Annotated in this window: 15 protein-coding genes and 1 pseudogene; 6 read left to right on the forward strand and 10 right to left on the reverse strand. The window is 39.5% G+C overall.

All coding sequences use genetic code 11. The features are described 5' to 3' along the window. Positions 1 to 55: 55 nt before the first annotated feature. Complete coding sequence (locus tag L0B53_RS18205; protein WP_235060971.1) at positions 56 to 1351, forward strand: lytic polysaccharide monooxygenase auxiliary activity family 9 protein; 1296 nt, start codon at positions 56 to 58, stop codon at positions 1349 to 1351. Positions 1352 to 1670: 319 nt separating this feature from the next. Beyond that, positions 1671 to 2888, forward strand: coding sequence for a multidrug effflux MFS transporter (locus tag L0B53_RS18210; RefSeq protein ID WP_235060972.1), 1218 nt, complete (start codon positions 1671 to 1673; stop codon positions 2886 to 2888). A 142-nt stretch (positions 2889 to 3030) separates the two neighbouring features. On the opposite strand, the gene L0B53_RS18215 is transcribed toward L0B53_RS18210, so the two are convergent. Then, positions 3031 to 4992, reverse strand: a complete 1962-nt coding sequence (locus tag L0B53_RS18215) for an endonuclease/exonuclease/phosphatase family protein (RefSeq protein WP_235060973.1) — start codon at positions 4990 to 4992, stop codon at positions 3031 to 3033. Positions 4993 to 5437: 445 nt separating this feature from the next. Beyond that, on the reverse strand, positions 5438 to 6637 hold the full coding sequence (gltS, locus tag L0B53_RS18220) for a sodium/glutamate symporter (protein ID WP_235060974.1): 1200 nt from the start codon (positions 6635 to 6637) through the stop codon (positions 5438 to 5440). Between the two features lie 136 nt (positions 6638 to 6773). Between gltS and tsaA the strand changes: the two genes are divergently transcribed. From tsaA to L0B53_RS18240, 4 genes are all read left to right on the forward strand, one after another. Beyond that, on the forward strand, positions 6774 to 7478 hold the full coding sequence (gene tsaA, locus L0B53_RS18225; RefSeq protein ID WP_235060975.1) for a tRNA (N6-threonylcarbamoyladenosine(37)-N6)-methyltransferase TrmO: 705 nt from the start codon (positions 6774 to 6776) through the stop codon (positions 7476 to 7478). Positions 7479 to 7640: 162 nt separating this feature from the next. Continuing rightward, positions 7641 to 9356, forward strand: a complete 1716-nt coding sequence (locus tag L0B53_RS18230; RefSeq protein ID WP_235060976.1) for a proline--tRNA ligase — start codon at positions 7641 to 7643, stop codon at positions 9354 to 9356. Between the two features lie 325 nt (positions 9357 to 9681). After that, positions 9682 to 10800, forward strand: a complete 1119-nt coding sequence (locus L0B53_RS18235) for a patatin-like phospholipase family protein (RefSeq protein ID WP_235060977.1) — start codon at positions 9682 to 9684, stop codon at positions 10798 to 10800. Positions 10801 to 10873: 73 nt separating this feature from the next. After that, the gene (locus L0B53_RS18240) at positions 10874 to 11080 is read left to right on the forward strand and encodes a YaeP family protein (RefSeq protein WP_235060978.1); all 207 of its coding nucleotides are present in this window, start codon (positions 10874 to 10876) and stop codon (positions 11078 to 11080) included. A gap of 235 nt (positions 11081 to 11315) precedes the next feature. On the opposite strand, the gene L0B53_RS18245 is transcribed toward L0B53_RS18240, so the two are convergent. The 8 genes and pseudogenes from L0B53_RS18245 to fabZ all read right to left on the reverse strand — a co-directional run. Further along, entirely contained in the window at positions 11316 to 11624 is a 309-nt protein-coding gene (locus L0B53_RS18245; RefSeq protein ID WP_235060979.1) for a cytochrome c, read from the reverse strand. Positions 11625 to 11653: 29 nt separating this feature from the next. Beyond that, entirely contained in the window at positions 11654 to 13033 is a 1380-nt protein-coding gene (tilS, locus tag L0B53_RS18250) for a tRNA lysidine(34) synthetase TilS (protein WP_235060980.1), read from the reverse strand. 275 nt (positions 13034 to 13308) lie between these two features. Continuing rightward, a complete protein-coding gene (gene accA, locus L0B53_RS18255; RefSeq protein WP_235060981.1) occupies positions 13309 to 14268 on the reverse strand; it encodes an acetyl-CoA carboxylase carboxyl transferase subunit alpha in 960 nt (319 codons plus the stop codon). Positions 14269 to 14366: 98 nt separating this feature from the next. Further along, positions 14367 to 17846 (reverse strand): DNA polymerase III subunit alpha, encoded by a 3480-nt coding sequence (gene dnaE, locus L0B53_RS18260; RefSeq protein ID WP_235060982.1) that lies wholly within the window; start codon positions 17844 to 17846, stop codon positions 14367 to 14369. 143 nt (positions 17847 to 17989) lie between these two features. After that, positions 17990 to 18598 carry a ribonuclease HII gene (rnhB, locus tag L0B53_RS18265; protein ID WP_235060983.1) on the reverse strand — a complete coding sequence of 203 codons (609 nt, stop codon included), beginning with the start codon at positions 18596 to 18598 and terminating at the stop codon, positions 17990 to 17992. A 61-nt stretch (positions 18599 to 18659) separates the two neighbouring features. Further along, on the reverse strand, positions 18660 to 19799 hold the full coding sequence (gene lpxB / locus L0B53_RS18270; RefSeq protein ID WP_235060984.1) for a lipid-A-disaccharide synthase: 1140 nt from the start codon (positions 19797 to 19799) through the stop codon (positions 18660 to 18662). After that, on the reverse strand, positions 19799 to 20587 hold the full coding sequence (gene lpxA, locus L0B53_RS18275) for an acyl-ACP--UDP-N-acetylglucosamine O-acyltransferase (protein WP_235060985.1): 789 nt from the start codon (positions 20585 to 20587) through the stop codon (positions 19799 to 19801). The genes lpxB and lpxA overlap by 1 nt, the downstream gene beginning before the upstream one ends. Next, a pseudogene (gene fabZ, locus L0B53_RS18280) lies at positions 20587 to 20978 on the reverse strand (3-hydroxyacyl-ACP dehydratase FabZ); the annotation flags it as partial. The pseudogene fabZ and the gene lpxA, both read right to left, overlap by 1 nt.

Below are 20978 nucleotides of genomic sequence, written 5' to 3' on the forward strand. Positions count from 1 at the left end.
AAAAATAATATTTAAACATTAACTATATGATTTTAATTAAAATGGAGTTTATTTAATGAAACGTTCTTTATTATCTCTAGCACCACTTTCAGCATTAATATTTTCAGCTTTACATTCTGGTGATACTCAAGCTCATGGTTGGAGTACTTATCCAGAAGCTCGCCAATCTGTCTGTTATCAACAAGGGGGAATTTGGTATGGTACCCCGCCCTCTAAAGGGTGTGAAACAGCAAAAAATGAATCCGGTTCTTATCCATTTGTTCAGCGTAATGAGTTCTCTATCAATATTCCTGACTACAATAATCAAGCCACTGTTGAGGCTATGATTCCGAATGGAACGTTGTGTCACGCAAATGACAGCCGTAAATCAGGCATGAGTTCTGAAACTGATTTTGATGCATGGACACGCACAGAGATGGCACCGGGCGTCTTTACCTACACATTTAATGCAACAGCCCCACATAATCCAAGTTTTTGGCAGTTTTATATGACCAAACAAGGTTGGAATCACGAAGATGGATTAGGTTGGGATGATCTTGAATTAATTCATGAGTCATCTGGTTCGGTCAGTGCTAACTATTCAACTCAAGTGACGATTCCTTCCAACCGGTCTGGTGATCACATCTTTTTCTCACGCTGGCAACGTATTGATGCCGTTGGTGAAGGTTTCTATAACTGTAGTGATATTACTGTCGTTAATGATGCCGTGACACCACCGATTCCCGATCCTGAACCAGAGTCAGAACAAAATCTTATCCAAGGTGGTGAGTTCAATCCTCAGTTCAATGTTTCTGAAGGTGATTTTGTTATTTTTGAAGTGTTGAATAAATATGGTGAGGTACATACTACGCATTCAATTGAGATTACTGATAAAAACTTAACCAATTACCCATCAATCCTTGCTGCTGATGTGAATGGTTACTATCAAGTTAATCACACAAGTAACCTATTTATTGGTGCTTGGCATGCTGAAATGAACCATTATATGTATTTCCAAGATGGCTCACCAAACTACTTTAACTCAAAAGATAGCCGTGCGTCATTTAGGCTTTCTCATCAAATAAAAGAGACTACGCCACCAGAAACAGCAGCCATTATTGAATTACAAGAGTTTAAAAAAGCGGATGACAATTATTTTGAGCATGGTGATTTTGTGATGATTGATGTCGGTGGCGCAACGACCTTCAAAGCTCAAGAAATGTCTGGTACTGGTTTAAATCATGCTCCTGTTGTTGATCAAGGTATCTATATTGCAACAGGCACGATTCATTCGTCCACTTTACCCGTTGAAGTTATCATGAAAATAACTGCAGATAATAAAGAGGAGATTATCTCATTTTTTGTTGAATAAAATTTAAACCATAGCAATCACCTTAAATTAATAACAGCTCATCGACTTCGAATAAAAAGTCGATGAGCTTTTTTGTTTTTAATCGAAAAGATCTCAAAGTTAATTGGAGTGTCTAGTAGACGGCAAGTGAGTGAGGCCCCATGAATATAGGTGCGCTATATGATTGAGGCGAACGAACGTAGCCAACAACCAACAACTTCAAGTAAGAAGGGGATAGTAACATAAAATAAGAAAGGTATAATCCAAGCTTACTTTGCTTATAACTATTAAAAATAACTAATTATAGCGCCTGAAGATCTGGGACGATAAAAGAGAGTTTATGAATAAACAACAAACTAGCGAAGGGACATTTCGCTTCTTAATTACCATTGTATTTCTTGCTGCTGCAATGGAAACTGATATTTACTTGCCAGCCTTTCCCGATATGATGGTGGCTTATAATACGAATGAAGTAATGATCCAACGGATATTGAGTTTTAACTTTCTCGGTATCTGTTTGTCATCATTAGTTTATGGCCCTTTATCTGACTCTTTTGGCCGAAAAAAGATCCTTAATGTTGGTTATCTCATTTTTATTATTGCTAGCTTTGGTTGTGTCTTTGCCAATACCATTGAAACCTTAATCGTGTTTCGTTTTATTCAAGGTTTTGGTAGTGCCGCTTGTATGATTGTTGGCTCTGCGATGATATTTGATCGCTTCACTTCAGATAAAGCAGCAAAAGTCATTGGTGACTTAAATAGTTTAGTGGTGAGCATTTTGGCTTTTGCACCAATGCTTGGTGGCTGGATCAATCTAACATTTGGATACCATTATAATTTCTTATTTATCGCGGTATTAACGTTAGTTACTGGCGCAATGAGCTATATTTTATTGCCAGAAACATTAGTCGAAGAAAAAAGAAAACCCTTATCAATGAAAACAATCTCTAATGATTATAAAATCGTATTAAAGAGTGGTGACTTTTGGACTAACTGTATGATCGTCAGCTTTATGTTTTCAGGGTACATTATTTTCGTATCCAATATGTCGATTCTATTTATTAACTATTTAAATGTGAATGAAAATACATTCCCCTATTATCAAGTCGCCTTATTGGTCTCTTTTGTTCTTTCCAGTGTTAATAGTGGTCGCTTGATTGACCGCTTTGGCTCAGAGAGAATGAAGAATATTGGCTTATGTTTAATGTCGATAGCCACCATGGCACTTGTTCTTTTACCCTCATCATTACAAAGTTCTCCCTTGATTATTACCGCCGTCATGACGGGTTACTCATTTGGAGCAGGCTTTTGTATCGGAATATTCTTTGCTAAATCGATGGATGCTTGCCCTGATCAAACCGGTGTTAGCGCTTCACTAGTCACCGCGATTCGTTTAGTGGTTGTCGCTATTTTAATTGATGTAAGTAGCGGACTATTTGATGGTACATCAACCTCTGTTATTAATATGGTGGGATTATGTATGGCTTCCGCCGTTTTGATTTACTTAGGAAACCTCTATTATAAAAAGAAGCTAATCCAATCGATAACACCATATTAAGCAATAATATAACGGCTCTCTCTATCAAAACGTCACCCGATATAAAAGAAAACAGCCATCATCAAGAATGGCTGTTTTTATCACCCTCTTGTGAGGATTAAGTTTATAACATTGATTTTGAAAGCGATATCAACATCCTATATTAAGGGGTTATCTTATAACGAGTGACTACACCAGCATGATCAGATGTCCAAAGTACCGGATGAGTCTTTTCATTGGTGAAACTTTCTACTGGCGTAATTTCATTGCCTTTATGGAACGTATAATCAATGCGAACAGGGGGTGAACTTGAAATAAAGAATGGGGAGAATGTGAGCCCTAACTCACCATCTGCACTCGGATTTAGCACTCGATAGCTATCAACAAATCCTCCTTGGCTCTCTAAGAGGGAGATCGACGGCCAATTAATATTACTGCGTCCTTGATAATGATCTTTATTCTGTTCGGTAAAATCTCGTGCCGATAAGGTGTTAAAATCACCCGCTAAAATAATCGGATGATTAATGGTTTTCGCTCGCTCATCAATGACACTCAATAGTAATTCAACTTCACCGACTCTGCCTTTTTTATTCCACTTCTCATCATCTTGATCCTGCATAATCAAATCTTGATCACTGAACTCCTTATTCGCCAAATTAAAGGCGACATCAGGAGAAGGTTTAAGATGAACAGAGTAGATATCTAATGCTTTTTCATCATTTAATTGTACTTGATATGCCGTATTTCTATCTTTTGCATCATAAAACTGAGTAATTGGATAACGACTAATAATCGCAGTTGTATACTCATTCCCTTCACCAAAAGAGTAATAGAAACCTAATTTATCAGCGACACGTTTTACATTATCGATGTTTTTTGGCTCCTGAAGAGTAATAATATCGACATTATTTTGTAATATGATTTCAGCCATAAAGCGATGACCATGAACAGGATCCACCAGCTGTCCACCTTCAAAGATATTCCACGCCATCACAGAAACGGTATCTAACTTATCCGTTTTCAGCGCTTCAGTCTTAAACTGCCAAGTTTCATTGATAAAAGGCGCCCCATCATAATCGACTCGCCAATAATAAGTTGTTTCTGGTTCTAACTTGATATTATCTGGTAATGAATACTCAAACGTCTCTGTTTCAGCATTATTGTCAATGAGCTCATTAACCAGAGGGGAAGATAAATCACGACTCTTACTTAGCTGCAGTCTAAATTTTGGATTTTGAGTGCCCATAAAGAGCGAATCTACTGTCCATGTCAGTGTTTTCTGAGTTAATTGAACATTTTCTAGGGTATTTGATGGGTTAGGTAGGGCGGCAGAAAGCGGAGACTCTTGTTGTTTAAATCCACTGCTGTAAATTCGATCAATATGCGCTTGATCTAAACGTCCTCGAAAGACCGTTAAGTTATCCAATGCCCCTTTAAATGAGTTAACTTGCTCTTTGGGATCATCAACCACGCCAAACCGCAATCGTTGAAAAGCCGTTAGTGCGGATTCTCCCTCAATGATTTTTTTACCATTAATATAAAGAGAAGATTTATCTCTATCTGATGAGTAAGTAAAGTGCGTCCATTTACCGGTTTCGATCAACCCTTTTTGATCGGTCTCAAAGAGTAATCTTGCCTCTTTGATCTTCTGAAATCGAGGTTTTGACCACATTTGAAGCTGCCCTTCATCGGTCAATAACATGACAGGCAATCGTCTCGCACTCCAATTTGAGCCTTCAAAGATAGATTGTAATTGCCCTTTTTCAGGAAGAGCATCAAGCTTGAGCCAGAAAGAAACGGTATGCTCAATATCAGAGAAGATATTATTTACCACTAAACTTGAGTCAGGTAATGAAAACGCAATCGCCTTACCGGGCATCAATTCTTCATTATCCACCTGAGTGATATTTTTTGATCTCGATTTAATGTCAGTATTTTGATGTCCCCGTTGGCTAACATTATCTAACCCTTCATCATTAAAGTCATATAACACTTTTAAGGTACTATGAGAGGGTAAAGAGACTTGGAATTCCTTTAATGTCTCAGCTGAAACCAAAAAAGGGGCTGCCACTAAAATTGCTGCTAAATTAATAAATGATAATTTTTTTATATATGAAATAAACATTAATAATCCCTCATGATTAATTAGTTAAGTTGTTTACTTATTCATATTGATTACAAATATTATTAATAACCTTTTATACTCTTCATATCTGAAGCTGCTAGATTATTGGCTGCGTTATACCCTTCTTACTTGAAGTTGCTAGGTCGTTGGCTATATTCATTCGCCCCAATCATATAGAAAATCTAGACTCATGGGGCCTCACTCACTTGCCGCCTATTAGCAACGCCAATTACTTGGGTATACTGTCGCATCAGTAAAAAAGAGGTGCTAAAAAAGATTGAGGATTAGTATTACATGTCAATGATTGACTTAATAGGCTGTTGCTGAATTGATAAATTTAATTAATTCTAGAAATAATTAATTAAAAAAGTCAGAAATTCTATGGATAAAAATAGAACGTCTGACTTTTTATTTTTAGGTTGATAACAATGAAAATATAGCCAATTTATAAGGCAATAAAAAAGTTAATCGCTATCGCATTCAATATATCAACAAAGAAACCACAAACTAAAGGCACCAACAAAAAGGCTTTTTTAGCGCTACCATTCTCTTTGGTTACGGCTGTCATATTTGCAATAGCAGTAGCCGTAGAACCAAGTGTAATACCACCAAATCCTGAACAGATGACGCTGGACTCATAATCTTTCCCCATCAATTTAAAGACCACCACAATAGTAAACAGGATAGTAATAAAGATCTGCGCTGCCATCACAACCGAGATATACCCCATCACTCCAGACAGTTCCCAAATTTTAAGATCCATCAATGCCATTACAATAAACATCCCCAAACAAATATCAGAGATCAACGATAAACCACGATCACTGCCCTCTATTTTTGGCTTAGGAAAGACAATCGCTGTACGATTACCAATTAATATACCCGCTAACAGACAAGAGACAAACATCGGCAATTCAATATTAAGATACGTTAAACCATGATTAATAACATAACCAAAAATCACCGCAATATTCAGACGTAACCATGCAAAAAGTAGACTATAACTGGAGATATGTTCATCTTCATTAACATGGGTTGATCCCACATCTAAGTCGTGCTCATCGTTACCTTCAATCGCATATTTTTTCATTAAGTAATTAGTGATTGGCCCACCGATAACACAAGCAAAAATCAATCCGATCGTATTACTGGCAATTCCTAGCTCTAACGCATTTTCAATATTGAGGTGTTCTACAAAGGTTGGCGCCCATGCTAATGTTGTTCCCACACCACCGATTAATGCCACCGATCCAGACATTAATCCCGCTTTAGGATCCATCCCAAATAGATAAGCGATACTCATTCCAACGCTATTTTGAAAGACGATATAAATAGCCGCAAGGATAATTAACATTAACAATGGTTTTCCACCATCGAGTAATGAACGAATACTAGCATTCAATCCCATGGCGGCAAAAAAGTAGAGCAACAAAAGATCTCTGGCTGGAAGCTCAAAGGTTATCTTTGTATCCATCACTCCATAAATAACAGCCACCGTTAAGGCACACAAAAAACCACCAATAACAGGCTCTGGAATGCTATATTTTCTCAGTATTTCATACTTACTAATGCACCGTTTGCCAACAAAAAGCAAAAGTATTGCGACTGTAAATGAAACAAATGCACCGACTTTAATGGGTTCCATCTTTAACCTTTTAAAAATCCAATAAACTATTGTAAGTCTAGCAGTGAATTTTTTAGTTACTCTGCAGGATTCATTCGTCTGATTATAAATTTAATGTCATAATTCTTTTATCAAAAAAGACATTTAAAAAGCGACGATGATGAATGAGTATACAATTACCCCTGTAGGACATATCAACACCCCTTACAAAGAGAAGTTTGCCGTTCCTCGACAGCCTAATTTGGTGCCTTCGGCTCATTCTCAATTAATTTTGGAAGGTCTAGCAAACACACCAGAGTCAGTACGAGAAATCGAACAGTTCTCTCATTTGTGGCTGCTTTTTCTGTTTGATAAAAACTTAGAACAAGGCTGGCGTCCAACAGTTCGTCCGCCTCGTTTAGGGGGAAACCAACGAATTGGCGTTTTTGCTAGTCGTGCTACTTTTCGCCCTAATAGCATTGGTATGTCTGCCGTAAAATTAGAGCGTGTAGAGTTAAAAGAGGGACAAGTGATTCTGCATTTGAGTGGTGTCGATTTAGTTGATAATACCCCGATTATCGATATCAAACCTTATATCCCCTACTCTGACATTATCGAAGAGGCTGAGGGAGGATTTGCCAGTGACGCACCTGAGCTAAAAACGGTTACTTTTAATTCTGCTAGCCTTCAGCAATTAAACTCAACCTCTCATTGCGGTTACTACCAACAAGTCATTATGGAAGTACTCGCTCAAGATCCACGCCCTGCTTATAAGAAAAATAAGCCAGATACAAAAGAGTATGCGGTGCATTTATTCGATTTTAACGTCACATTTCGTATAAATGAGCAACAAATCGAAGTAATTAATATCGAATCCTTTTGAGCAGTAAATTTGACTGGTAAAATAGCGCCCTTGCTATAATATTAGCTACCAAATGCCAATAAAAAAGAATCTAGCCAATTAGTGCTTTTTTTGCTCTTATTGTGCAAAGTGATACTTTACTCAAGTAAATCTCAAATAATTCTCAACTAATGGATATTCTAGATGCGTACTAGTCACTACCTCCTTTCAACTCTGAAAGAGACGCCAAACGATGCGGAGATTGTTAGCCATCAGCTAATGCTTCGTTCAGGCATGGTTCGTAAATTGGCGTCAGGTCTTTATACTTGGCTACCTACCGGTTTGCGTGTTCTTCGTAAAGTCGAAAATATTGTTCGTGAAGAGATCAATAATGCTGGTGCTGTTGAGCTCTTAATGCCCGTAGTACAGCCCTTTGAACTGTGGGAAGAGACTGGTCGTTCTGAAAAAATGGGGGCTGAGCTACTTCGCTTCACCGATCGCCATACACGTCCATTTATTCTTAGCCCAACCGCTGAAGAAGTGATTACAAGCCTTGTTCGAAACGAAGTAAACTCTTACAAGCAACTACCGTTGAACCTGTATCAGATTCAAACTAAGTTTCGAGATGAAAGACGCCCTCGCTTTGGTGTGATGCGTGCCCGTGAATTCTCTATGATGGATGCTTACAGCTTCGATCTTGACAAAAGTGGCTTAGAAGAGTCTTATCAAGCAATGCATACGGCTTACTGTAAAGCTTTTGATCGTATGGGGCTTGATTACCGTCCAGTGCTAGCTGATACCGGTGCTATCGGTGGTAATGGTTCCCATGAGTTCCATGTGCTTGCGGAAAGTGGTGAAGATCTGATTGCTTTCTCTACTGAATCTGATTATGCAGCGAACATTGAAAAAGCAGAAGCTGTAGCACCATCAACTGAGCGTACTGCACCAACCGCTGAGATGGCAAACCTTGATACACCAAATGCAAAAACCATCAACGAATTGGTTGAGCAATTTGGTCTCTCAATTGAGAAAACAGTCAAAACATTAATTGTTAAAGCGGCTGAAGATGCAGATTGTGAACTAGTGGCGCTTCTTGTTCGTGGTGATCATGAGCTAAATGAAATCAAGGCTGAGCATCTAGAAATGGTTGCCTCTCCACTTGAGTTTGCAACAGAAGAAGAAATCCGTGACGCAGTAAATGCAGGACCAGGTTCTTTAGGCCCAGTTAAGTTACCAATGCCAATCATTGTTGACCATTCAGTTGCGGTTATGAGTAATTTCTCTGCCGGTGCAAATATCGATGATAAGCACTTCATCAATATTAACTGGGAACGTGATGCGGAGTTCACTGCTGTTGCAGATCTTCGTAACGTGATCGAAGGTGATCCAAGCCCTTGTGGTAAAGGGACTCTTCAACTAAAACGTGGAATCGAAGTCGGTCATATCTTCCAGCTTGGTAATAACTACTCTGAAAAAATGGGTGCAACCGTTCTGGGTCCAAATGGTAAGAGTGCGATTCTTGAAATGGGTTGTTACGGTATTGGTGTTTCTCGTGTTGTTGCTGCAGCTATTGAGCAAAATAACGATAAAAACGGTATTATCTGGCCTGAAGCATTAGCACCATTCCAAGTGGTTATCGTACCGATGAATATGCACAAGTCTGAGCGCGTTAAAGAAGCAGCTGAGAAACTATACCAAGACCTAACGGCTCAAGGTATTGAAGTGTTATTCGATGACCGTAAAGAGCGTCCAGGCGTGATGTTCTCTGATGCAGAGTTAATTGGTGTTCCACATACTGTTGTTATCGGTGATCGTAGCATGGATAACGGCGTATTTGAGTACAAGTCACGTAAAGGTGGCGACAAAGTACCAGTAGAGATGGACAATATTGTTGATTACATCAAATCACAAATGAGCTAATCCTTCTCTAATTTAAATATTAAACCCTATCGCGAATATTGTATTTTATTGATAACAATATATTGCGGTGGGTTTTTTTATTCTCTATATCCTTCAGACTTGAAGTCGCTAGGTTGTTGGCTACACTCGCCTCAATCATAGAGTACACTTATATTCTTGGGGCCTCACTCACTTGCCGCCGACTAGCAACGCCAATTATTTTAAGTATATATTTTATATATACCTTCACATTAATTAATCCAATTTAATCATCAATAATTAGCAATATAAAAAACCGCTATTTCGGGTCTATATTTAAATAGTAATCTGAAACGGAAAGGATTTTATGGCTGATAAGTTAGGGTTAGTATTAATGGGGGGAGGAGCTCGTGCCGCTTACCAAGTGGGCGCGATGCAAGCGATCTCTCAATGGTACCCTCGAATCCATCAAAGTCCTTTTTCAATCTATAGCGGCACTTCTGCTGGCGCAATTAATGCGACGGCGATTGCTTGTTATAATTCGAGTTTTCGTTTAGGGGTTAAGAAACTTCACTGGCTCTGGTCTCGTCTTCACTCTGAGAATATACTGGTCTCATCTCCGACGGGTGTAAGTAAACATATAATGAAACAGTGGTTGGCTCGTGTAAAAGCAGATTATTATACCCCTCCACCATTTAGCCTACTCGATAATAGCCCACTACTAGAGCTGCTAAATGAAGTTGTAAATTATCGCCGTTTAGAACAACAAATTGCGACAAAACAGTTAGATGCTTTAGCCATTAATACGTCAAGTTATTACAGCGGGAAATCGGTCTGTTTCTATCAAGGCAACGAAGATATTCAGCCTTGGGATCGCCCAAGAGCAAAAGGGCGTCGAGCAAGAATTAACAATGAATTCCTTTTGGCCTCTTCTGCTATACCCTTGATTTTCCCAGCTCAAAAATTAAACCAACATTACTATGGTGATGGTTCTATTCACCAACTTGCTCCCTTACAGCCTGCAATTCGTATGGGGGCAGAAAAAATATTAATCATCGATCAAACAACATCGAAGCTTAATAAGCAACGCCCACAAGATCCACCGGGATTGGCGAAAATATCAGGTCATTTAATGGATGCCGTTTTTAGTGATACCCTATCAGCTGATCATGATAATTTGTTAAAAACCAATAAACTATTAGCGGAGATGCCTAAACAGGTTAGAAAACATGCTAGCAGAAAAGAGATTGAAACCTTCATTCTTAGCCCTTCTGTCTCATTTGATCGCTATGCAGTCGGTTACTATCCCTCTTTACCGCCAGCAGTCCGAGGCTTATTAACACTACTAGGTATTAGTCCAAAAGATGATGCTGCGCTAACCAGTTATCTTCTTTTTGAACCTGATTATATTAAGGCATTAATCAATATTGGTTTTACTGATGCGATGAATAGAGAAACTGAACTCCGTGCTTTTTTAAAAATATAGAATTAATTTAAAATATAGAATAACTCCTGCTAATATCACACGATATATAAATATAATTAAAGAGAGTTAATATATGAATTTAGCTGATTGCTGTGAGATGATCCGTATTCAATATGCATTAATTGGAAGTGGCGAACAAGGGTATATGCCAAAATCTATCGGCTGTGCAATTCGAGCGCTAAACCGTGTAGCAAGTGATGAGAACATCGCTTTAGAGTTAAGAGAACAAGCCGCTTATGCCGCAGCCAACCTCTTGATTAGTGACCATAAAGATATTTAGTGATTGCAAAGATAATTAATCACCTCGATTATTATCCTAAAAAATAAAAGCCAGTAGCAATAACCTAATCGAATGAGATTATTGCGACCGGCTTTTTTCTTCAATCATAATGATCAAACGTTACTTTAAGTTTACGTAATTACTTTTATACCCTTCCTACTTGAAGTCGCTAGGTTGTTGGCTGTACTCATTCGCCTACTAGCAACTCCAATTACTTTAGGTATGGCTTAAATAATTACTTTAAACTTGAATAATAAGCGGCTAGATTATCAATATCTGTATCGCTTAATAAGCCGGCTTGAGCTTGCATAATAACCGCCTGCCCACCAGTACGCTCTTTATTTTTATATGCATGAAGTGCTAATTTAATATATGCCTCATGCTGTCCTTTCAAATTAGGATACGTTGGAATAACAGCAACACCACTTGGTCCATGACATGCACTACAGACTAATGATTTAGCTTTACCCGCTTCAATATCGGCGGCAGAGGCAGTAAAAGAAAGTAGAGCGGATAGAGCTGCGGCTGTAATTAGCTTTTTCATAAGTTCCCTTTATTAAGTTTGATAGTAAACTACTCTTTTGTATCACAAATAGTTCTTCTCCAATATAACTGACAGTCTAGACCAACAAAAGCACTATTTTCAAATAAGTCGGCGACAGAAACTAAATTTTCACCATAAAAAAGCAGTGGTGTTCTTTTTCTTAACCAACTTGGCACCCCATATTCTTGATACAGTTTCTTCAGTTTTCTTTTTCCTTGCCGCCCTACAGGTTTAATCGCGATACCAGAGCCATTAAAACGAATCGTTATCGGACTTAACGCGGTTTGAGTCTCCTCATTAAGTTCAATCGGCAATCTTAAGTTTCCATCACCAAATGGTCGATGCTGTAGCCTTATCTCACCTAAATTTTCCGGCAACCTGACCCATTTATCTAACTGTATATCAATGACGAGATCTTCAATAGAAGGCAAATTTTCAACAATATACAAACGATTTTGATAACGCCTTACTTGAATATCGCCCCAGCATACTTGAGGATTTGCATCAGGTTTAGCATCAATCACTGAATGAAATATTTGTTGGAGTTGTGCCTCACTAGGTAAAGTAATATTGCTGTTTTCAAGCTGCTTCTTCTGTTTAATCCAATCGCGAACAAGTCTTCGACTTAATGCATCACTCAATCTAACTAACGAATCAATTTGCAAACTACCGTCTTTAAAAATTGCCTGTTGTAACTTATCTGCGGTTAGTTCATTTAATAAATGCTCTTGCTCACCACATAATTTAGCGGTGCGATTAACCGCTTTTTTCCACCCCGGCCAACGATCAACGAATTGTGGAATAAGTGTATTTCTGAGAAAATTGCGATCATATTTATTATCTTGATTACTCTCATCTTCGACCCATTGTAATCTATGCTGTTGCGCATAAACTTCAATCTCTTGGCGACTATAGGTTAATAGCGGACGAATAATTTGTCCTTCAGCAAAAGAGAGTTGATAAGGCATAGATGCTAAGCCGGCAGGCCCACTACCTCGTTTAAGAGCAAGGATAAAGGTCTCGACTTGATCATCTGCATGCTGCCCTGTTACTAGTATTCCACCCGGCTTAACATAAGGAGTTAAGGCTTGATAACGTGCATTTCTCGCTTCTTGTTCGACACTGACGCCTTTATCTTGTGAAACATCAACTCTCTCCACATAACAGATGATACCTTCATCTTCAGCCCATAGTTGGCACTTTTCAGCCCAAATTTCTGAATTTACACTTAATCCATGATGGATATACACCGCATTGACTCGATCTAAACAATCATTCTCTTTCGCCCACAGAGAGACATTACGTAATAGCACGCGAGAATCAACGCCACCACTAAATGCGATAGTGATAGATGGAACACTTTGGAATGGAGATAGTTGAGTTGAGAAATTTGGCAGTGTTGTGAGCATAATAGAGCACTATCAGTCAGAGGATAAATCTATTATACACAAAATAATAAAGGTATACCCAAAGTAGTTGGAGTTGCTAGTCAGCGGCAAGTGAATGAGGCCCCATGAGTATAGATGTACTATATAATTGGGGCGAATGAGCGACGCCAACAACCTAGCAACTTCAAGTAAGAAGGGTATATAGACAGGCAAAAAAATCAAGGTTGATATCAGTTATAAAACTCATATCAACCTTGATGATTATTTATCAGTAACGTGAGTACGATAAATAGGTATTAGCAGTAACCATAAGACATTAAACGCTGGTAACGCTGCTCAATTAACTCATCAGTAGAGAGTGTTTGCAGTGCAGTTAAGTCTGTAATGATTTGTGATTTAAGGTTTGCAGCCATTTGCACAGGATTACGGTGCGCTCCACCTAGCGGTTCTGCAACAATGGAATCAATCAACTCTAACTCTTTTAGACGAGGAGCGGTAATCCCCATCACTTCAGCCGCGGTTGACGCTTTAGCTGCATCACGCCAAAGAATTGATGCACAACCTTCTGGAGAGATAACGGAATACGTTGAGTTTTGTAGCATGTTAACACGGTCGCCAACACCAATCGCTAATGCACCACCAGAACCACCTTCACCAACAACGTTACAGATGATTGGCACACGCAAGCTAGACATCACTTTAAGGTTACGAGCAATAGCTTCTGATTGACCACGTTCTTCTGCACCAACACCAGGATAAGCACCAGCGGTATCGATGAAAGTAATAATAGGCATCTTAAACTTTTCAGCTTTTTCCATTAAGCGCAGAGCTTTACGGTAACCTTCAGGTTTTGGCATACCAAAGTTACGTAATACTTTCTCTTTGGTTTCACGACCTTTTTGATGCCCCATTACCATCACAGGCATATCATTTAGACGAGCGATACCACCCACCATCGCTTTATCATCAGCAAAAGCGCGATCACCGGCTAATTCATCAAAATCAGTAAAGATATGTTCGATATAATCATATGTGTAAGGACGTTGTGGATGACGAGCAAGTTGAGCAACCTGCCATGCACCAAGATCACCAAAAACTTTTTTAGTCAACTCTAGGCTTTTCTTTTCTAACTGTTCAATCTCTTTCTGTAGGTCGATTGCAGATGGCTCATCACGACGAGATACCGCGCGTAATGCTTCAATTTTTGCCTCAAGTTCAGCAATAGGCTGTTCAAAATCAAGAAAGTTCATGCTCATATCACTACGATTCCTCTACGCTATCTTGCTCTCTCTTTTTAGAAGCAAGATATATTAATTTAATACAAAGAGAATCCGATCTCTTCGCTATATACTTTTTAACTAAATTCTAGTTCAACTTGTTTTTCACCAACTAACAACGCTAACTCATCCATTAGATCATCATTAGGTGTTATACGCCACTCCGTACCGAGGGTTAATTTAACTCGTGCATCAGGACGTTGATAGTAAATATTAACCGCGACTGTACCGCCATTATGAGGTTCTAATATTTTATTAAATCGCTCAAAAAACTGTCTATCTACTTGGTTATCTGTTATTGATATTGCAATAGCCCGAGCATATTTCTCTCTTGCTTGACTAATATCAAGGACTTCTCTGGCTGACATTTTAAGCCCTCCATTGAAGTCATCAAAGCTGACCTGTCCACTAATCACCACTATTTTGTCTTTTTGTATCAGATCAACATAACGTTCCAAGGTATCTGAATATAACATGACCTCCATTCTACCGGAACGATCATCTAAACTAACGATACCTAATTTAGCGCCTCGTTTGGTCGTCATCACTTTTGAGGCAACAATTAAGCCAGAAATAGTAACAATTCTATCACGTCCTGTCGGATGCGCATCTTTTAATCGCCATGTTATATAATGCTTTAATTCATTAACATAGCTATTAATTGGGTGTCCTGTCAAATAGAGACCCAGTGTTTGACGCTCACCTTCTAACCAAACTTTTTCAGGCCATTTAGGAACGGAAGCATAAGCGATATCAACTTGCTCTGGTGCTTCGGTTAAAACCCCAAACATATCAGCCTGACCAAAAGATTGTGCTTGATGGAACTGCCCTGCCGCTTTTAACGCTTCAGGAAGAGTCGCCATCATTGCCGCTCGATGAGGCCCTAAACGATCCATTGCTCCGGCTTGAATCAGCTTTTCAAGCACGCGTTTATTCACTTTTTTAGTATCAATACGGGCACAAAAATCAAACAAATCACGGAAGTAACCATCCTGCTTTCGTGCCGCAATAATGACATCAATCGGCCCTTCACCCACCCCTTTAATCGCACCAATACCATAAACGATCTCACCTTTATCATTGACGGTGAAGTGATAAGTCCCAGCATTGATATCAGGAGAGAGGATCGTAAGCCCCATTCGGCGACACTCTTCTACTAAGCCGACAATTTTATCGGTATTATCCATATCAGCACTCATTACCGCTGCCATAAACTCAGCTGGGTAATGGGTTTTTAGCCATAACGTTTGATAAGAGACGAGTGCATAAGCTGCCGAGTGTGATTTGTTAAAGCCATAACCTGCAAACTTCTCTACCAGATCGAAGATTTTCATCGACAGATCGGCATCAACACCATTATTGACAGAACCCTCTTTAAAGACGGAACGCTGCTTTGCCATCTCTTCTGGTTTTTTCTTACCCATTGCACGACGAAGTAAATCTGCGCCACCCAATGAATAACCCGCCAATACCTGTGCGATCTGCATAACCTGTTCTTGATACAGGATAATTCCATAGGTAGGTTCAAGGATCTCTTTCAGTGAATCATGCTGATATTGTGCATCGGGGTAAGAGACCTCTTCTCGACCATGTTTACGATCGATAAAGTTATCTACCATGCCTGATTGCAGCGGTCCCGGTCTAAACAGGGCTACCAGCGCGATAATATCTTCAAAACTATCAGGTTGTAGGCGTTTGATTAGATCTTTCATTCCGCGCGACTCTAACTGGAAAACCGCCGTGGTTTCTGATCTTTTCAATGAAGCAAAAGAGGCTTGATCATCAATAGGAATCGTCTCAATATTGATTGGATCTAATCCTTGCTCGACTCGACGAGGATTTACCATCGCCAATGCCCAGTCAATAATCGTTAACGTTCGAAGTCCCAAGAAGTCAAACTTGATGAGTCCCGCTGTTTCAACATCATTCTTATCGAACTGAGTAACCGGGAAGTTACCTTCAGCATCACAGTAGATCGGCGCAAAGTCAGTGATTGTTGTTGGAGAGATAACCACGCCACCTGCATGTTTACCTGCATTTCGGGTCACACCTTCTAAAATTCTCGCCATATCGATTAACGCTTTCACCTCTTCATCACCATCATAAAGTTGCGGTAATTGAGGTTCAGCTTCAAAGGCTTTTGCTAGCGTCATGCCTGGATCAGGTGGAATTAATTTAGATATACGGTCAACAAAGCCATAAGGATGCCCAAGAACACGACCGACATCTCGAATTACCGCTTTAGCCGCCATCGTACCAAAGGTGATGATCTGAGAGACCGCATCACGACCATACATTTCAGCAACGTGATCGATAACCTGATCACGCTTATCCATACAGAAATCGACATCGAAATCGGGCATCGATACACGTTCAGGATTTAAGAATCGTTCGAAAAGTAGATCAAGTTCTAACGGGTCAAGATCGGTAATTTTAAGCGCATATGCGACCAAAGATCCCGCGCCTGAACCACGCCCAGGACCAACAGGGATCGCATTATCTTTTGACCATTGGATAAACTCCATCACAATCAAAAAGTAACCGGGGAATCCCATCTGGTTGATCACTTTCAATTCAATATCTAAACGTTCATCATATTCAGGACGTTTTTGTGCTCGAATCTCAGGATCTGGGAATAGCGCCTCTAATCGAACTTCTAATCCTTCTTCTGATTTTTTAACTAAGAACTCACCCGTTTCTAACCCTTCAGTCGGGAAGTTAGGAAGAAAGTATTCATACAACCGCACCGTCACATTACAACGTTTTGCTATCTCGACACTATTTTCTAGTGCTTCAGGAATATCAGAGAAGAGGTCAACCATCTCCTCTTCACTGCGTAAATACTGCTCTGAGCTATAATTTTTAGGACGACGTGGATCATCTAAAGTATACCCATCATGGATTGCAACTCGAATCTCATGGGCATCGAATTTATCTGGACTAATAAAACGAACATCATTAGTCGCAACAACAGGGATATCTAACTGCTCAGCTAGCTCAACCGCAAAATGTAAGTAAGCTTCTTCATCCTGACGGCCGGTTCTGATCAACTCTAAATAATAGTTATCTAAAAAGTGCTGCTGATAAAAATCACAACACTCTTCAACCAGTTGCTGATTTCCTTTTAGTAATGCCTTACCAACATCACCATGGCGACCACCAGAAAGGAGGATTAATCCCTCTTTATATTCGATTAGCCAATCGCGATCAATCACAGGTGTGTGTTGAACATGCCCTCTAAGATAAGCTTTAGAGATCAATAAGGTGAGGTTTTTATAACCTTCGTTATTTGATGCTAAAATGGTTAAATCACAAAGCTCATCACCAAAAATTGACGACTGTACTTTAAAATCAGCCCCCACTATTGGCTTAATACCAGCACCTTGGGCACTGTTATAAAACTTCACTAAACCACATAGATTAGTAAAATCCGTTAGTGCCATGGCGGGCATTTTGTTATCTGCAACAGCATTAACTAAAGGCTTGATCTTTGCTAGGCCATCGACCATGGAAAAATCAGAGTGAATACGAAGATGAATAAAACGCGGATCGGTCATAATAGGGTCAAATACTAATTGTGAGCTTGAATTTAGTGTATCAAACTGAAAGGATAATTACTGTGTATTTCCAGTAAAAAATAGCAGTAAGCGGAATAGAACAGAGATTTATAACTAAGTTGTTTAACAGAATTCAGAGCGATTTAATCTAACCCTAGAACTCGTTTTACCGGTTTAAAGCTTTTACGGTACTGTTCAAAAACACCATGTCTTTCAATGGCTGCTAAATGCGCTTTGGTTGGATAACCTTTATGACCCGCAAAACCATATTCAGGGTATTGTTTATCTAATTCAACCATTTCACGATCTCGAGTGACTTTGGCAATGATTGACGCTGCGCTAATCTCAGCAACACGAAGATCACCTTTTACCACCGCCTCAGCAGGTATCGATAGTTTAGGAATTCGATTACCATCAATTAACACGTAACTCGGTTTAACAGATAGACCTTCAACCGCACGCTGCATGGCAATCATCGTCGCTTGTAGAATATTGATTTCATCGATCTCTTGAGGAGCTGAGCGGCCAATAGACCAACTTAATGCTTTCTCTTTGATCTCATCAAAAAGCAGTTCTCTCTTTTTCTCAGAAAGCTTCTTGGAGTCAGTCAGACCTAATATTGGGTTATTGGGATCTAAAATAACAGCCGCAGTGACAACATCACCCACTAATGGACCACGCCCCACCTCATCTACACCGGCAAAAAGTTCAAATCCAGCAGGGTATTCAAAATCAGGAAGTATCTTACTCATATTAATGGTTCCGCTTTTAACTACATGAAAGATGATAAACGAGAAATAGTGTTAAGAGTGCTTACTCAGCAATTAGTGTTAACACCGCTTCAGCAGCCTGTTTATCGGCATCTTTTTTTAGCATTAAATGCAGCTCATTAAATTGTTCAATCAATGCATGATTATCATTCTCTAATAATGAAGTCAGCTCTGTGGCAAGGTTTTCAGGAGTACAATCATGCTGTAATCGTTCAGGAATAATCTCCCGATTCACTAACAAATTGGGTAGTGAAACATAAGCGGTTTTAACTAACTTAGTCGCTAACCAGAATGTAAATGGCTTCATTTTATAGCCAACCACCATTGGGCGTTTAACTAACATACATTCTAATGCTGCAGTGCCTGAGGCTAACAATACCGTATCGGCAGCAATCATTGCTGGGCGAGCTTTATCGACAATAGTAAATTCAAGATCTGGCGCATATTGTTGTAATGCTTCCGTAAACTGTTGGCGACGAGCATCATTCACCACGGGTACGACAAAACCGAGATCAGGAAAGCGTTGGTGAAGGATTTTACAGGTTTCGATAAAAGGTTGTGCCAGCATTGATACTTCACTACCACGACTACCTGGTAGCACAGCTAACCAACGTCGATCAAGCTGTAAACCTAGTTCTGCTTTCGCGGCTTCTTTATCGCATTCCAATGGAATTGCATCTGCCATTGTATGACCAATAAAACGACAGGGTACGTTATATTTATCATAGAAGGCTTTTTCGAAAGGTAAAAAGGCTAAAACAAGATTGGTTGCTTTGGCTATTTTAAATATTCGTTTTTGACGCCACGCCCACACCGATGGACTCACGTAATGGATGGTTTTGATGCCTGCATTTTTAAGATCCGCTTCTAGGCGAAGGTTAAAATCAGGAGCATCAATGCCGATAAAAATATCCGGTGGATCGGCAATAAAGCGTTTTTTTAATGCCGCTTTAATTTTTAATATTCGTCTTAAGCGACCAAGAACCTCTACGATTCCCATCACGGCAAGCTCTTCCATTTCAAACCAAGATTGACAACCTTGTTCGATCATTAAAGGGCCACCGATGCCGATAAATTCAGCATCAGGATGTTGCTTTCGAAGTGCTTCAATTAAGCCTGCACCTAAAATATCGCCAGAGATCTCTCCAGCGACAATGCCAATGCGTAGAGGTTTTTTGTTCATTATCGAATAATACCGCGAGTCGAACGTTCGAAGAAATCGACATAAAGTTGAAGCTCAGGCACTGTTTTTGCGCGTTCTTCAATTTGTGGTTTAACTTCTGCGAATGTTTGTCCTGAGCGATATAATAGTTTATATGCGCTACGGATCTCGCTAATCGCTTCTTTAGTAAAGCCGCGACGTTTCAAGCCTTCGCTATTTACACCAAATGGCGCACAACGATTACCTGAAGCCATAGTATAAGGAGGAATATCCTTAACAACGGCAGATGTTCCGCTCACCATACAATGGGCACCAATTACACAGAACTGATGAATCGCTGACATACCACCAATGATAGAAAAATCATCAACGGTTACGTGTCCAGCTAGTGTTGCATTGTTAGCAAATACACAGCGATTACCGATAACACAATCATGAGCAACGTGGGTGTTGATCATAAACAAATTATCGCTACCAATTTTAGTTAGACCTTGATCTTGAATTGTTCCGCGATGAATAGTCACACTTTCACGGATCTTATTTCGATCACCAATTTCTAAACGCGTTGGTTCGTTATTGTATTTTAGATCTTGGCACTCTTCACCAACAGACGCGAATTGGAAGATCTCATTGTCTTTACCAATCACCGTTGGACCTTTGATCACAACATTTGAGTGAACAATAGTTCCATCACCAATCTCAACATCTTTTGTGATATAGGTAAATGGACCAACTTTTACATTTGCACCAAGAGTAGCTCCATCTTCCACAATTGCGCTTGGATGGATTTGAGCGGTACTATCAATCATTATAATTCGATCTCTCTGCGGGCGCACTTCAACTCAGCAGAACAAACAACTTTACCATCAACTTTTGCATAGCAATCAAATTGAGCAATACCGCGACGATCGCGAATAAAGTTCACTTCAACAACAAGTTGATCACCGGGTACGACAGGGCTACGGAATTTTGCTTTATCCGCACTTGCAAAGTAGTAAAGTTCGTTCTCAGTAGGTGCACCAAAGGTTTTAAATGCCAATAACCCAGTAGCTTGAGCCATTGCTTCTAAAATTAGAACTCCAGGAAATACAGGCATTACAGGAAAATGGCCGTTAAACATAGGCTCGTTTACCGACACATTCTTAATTGCATGAAGATACTGACCTTCTTCATAATCCGTTACTTTATCGATAAAAAGAA

Source organism: Vibrio sp. SS-MA-C1-2 (assembly GCF_021513135.1).
Classification (GTDB): domain Bacteria; phylum Pseudomonadota; class Gammaproteobacteria; order Enterobacterales; family Vibrionaceae.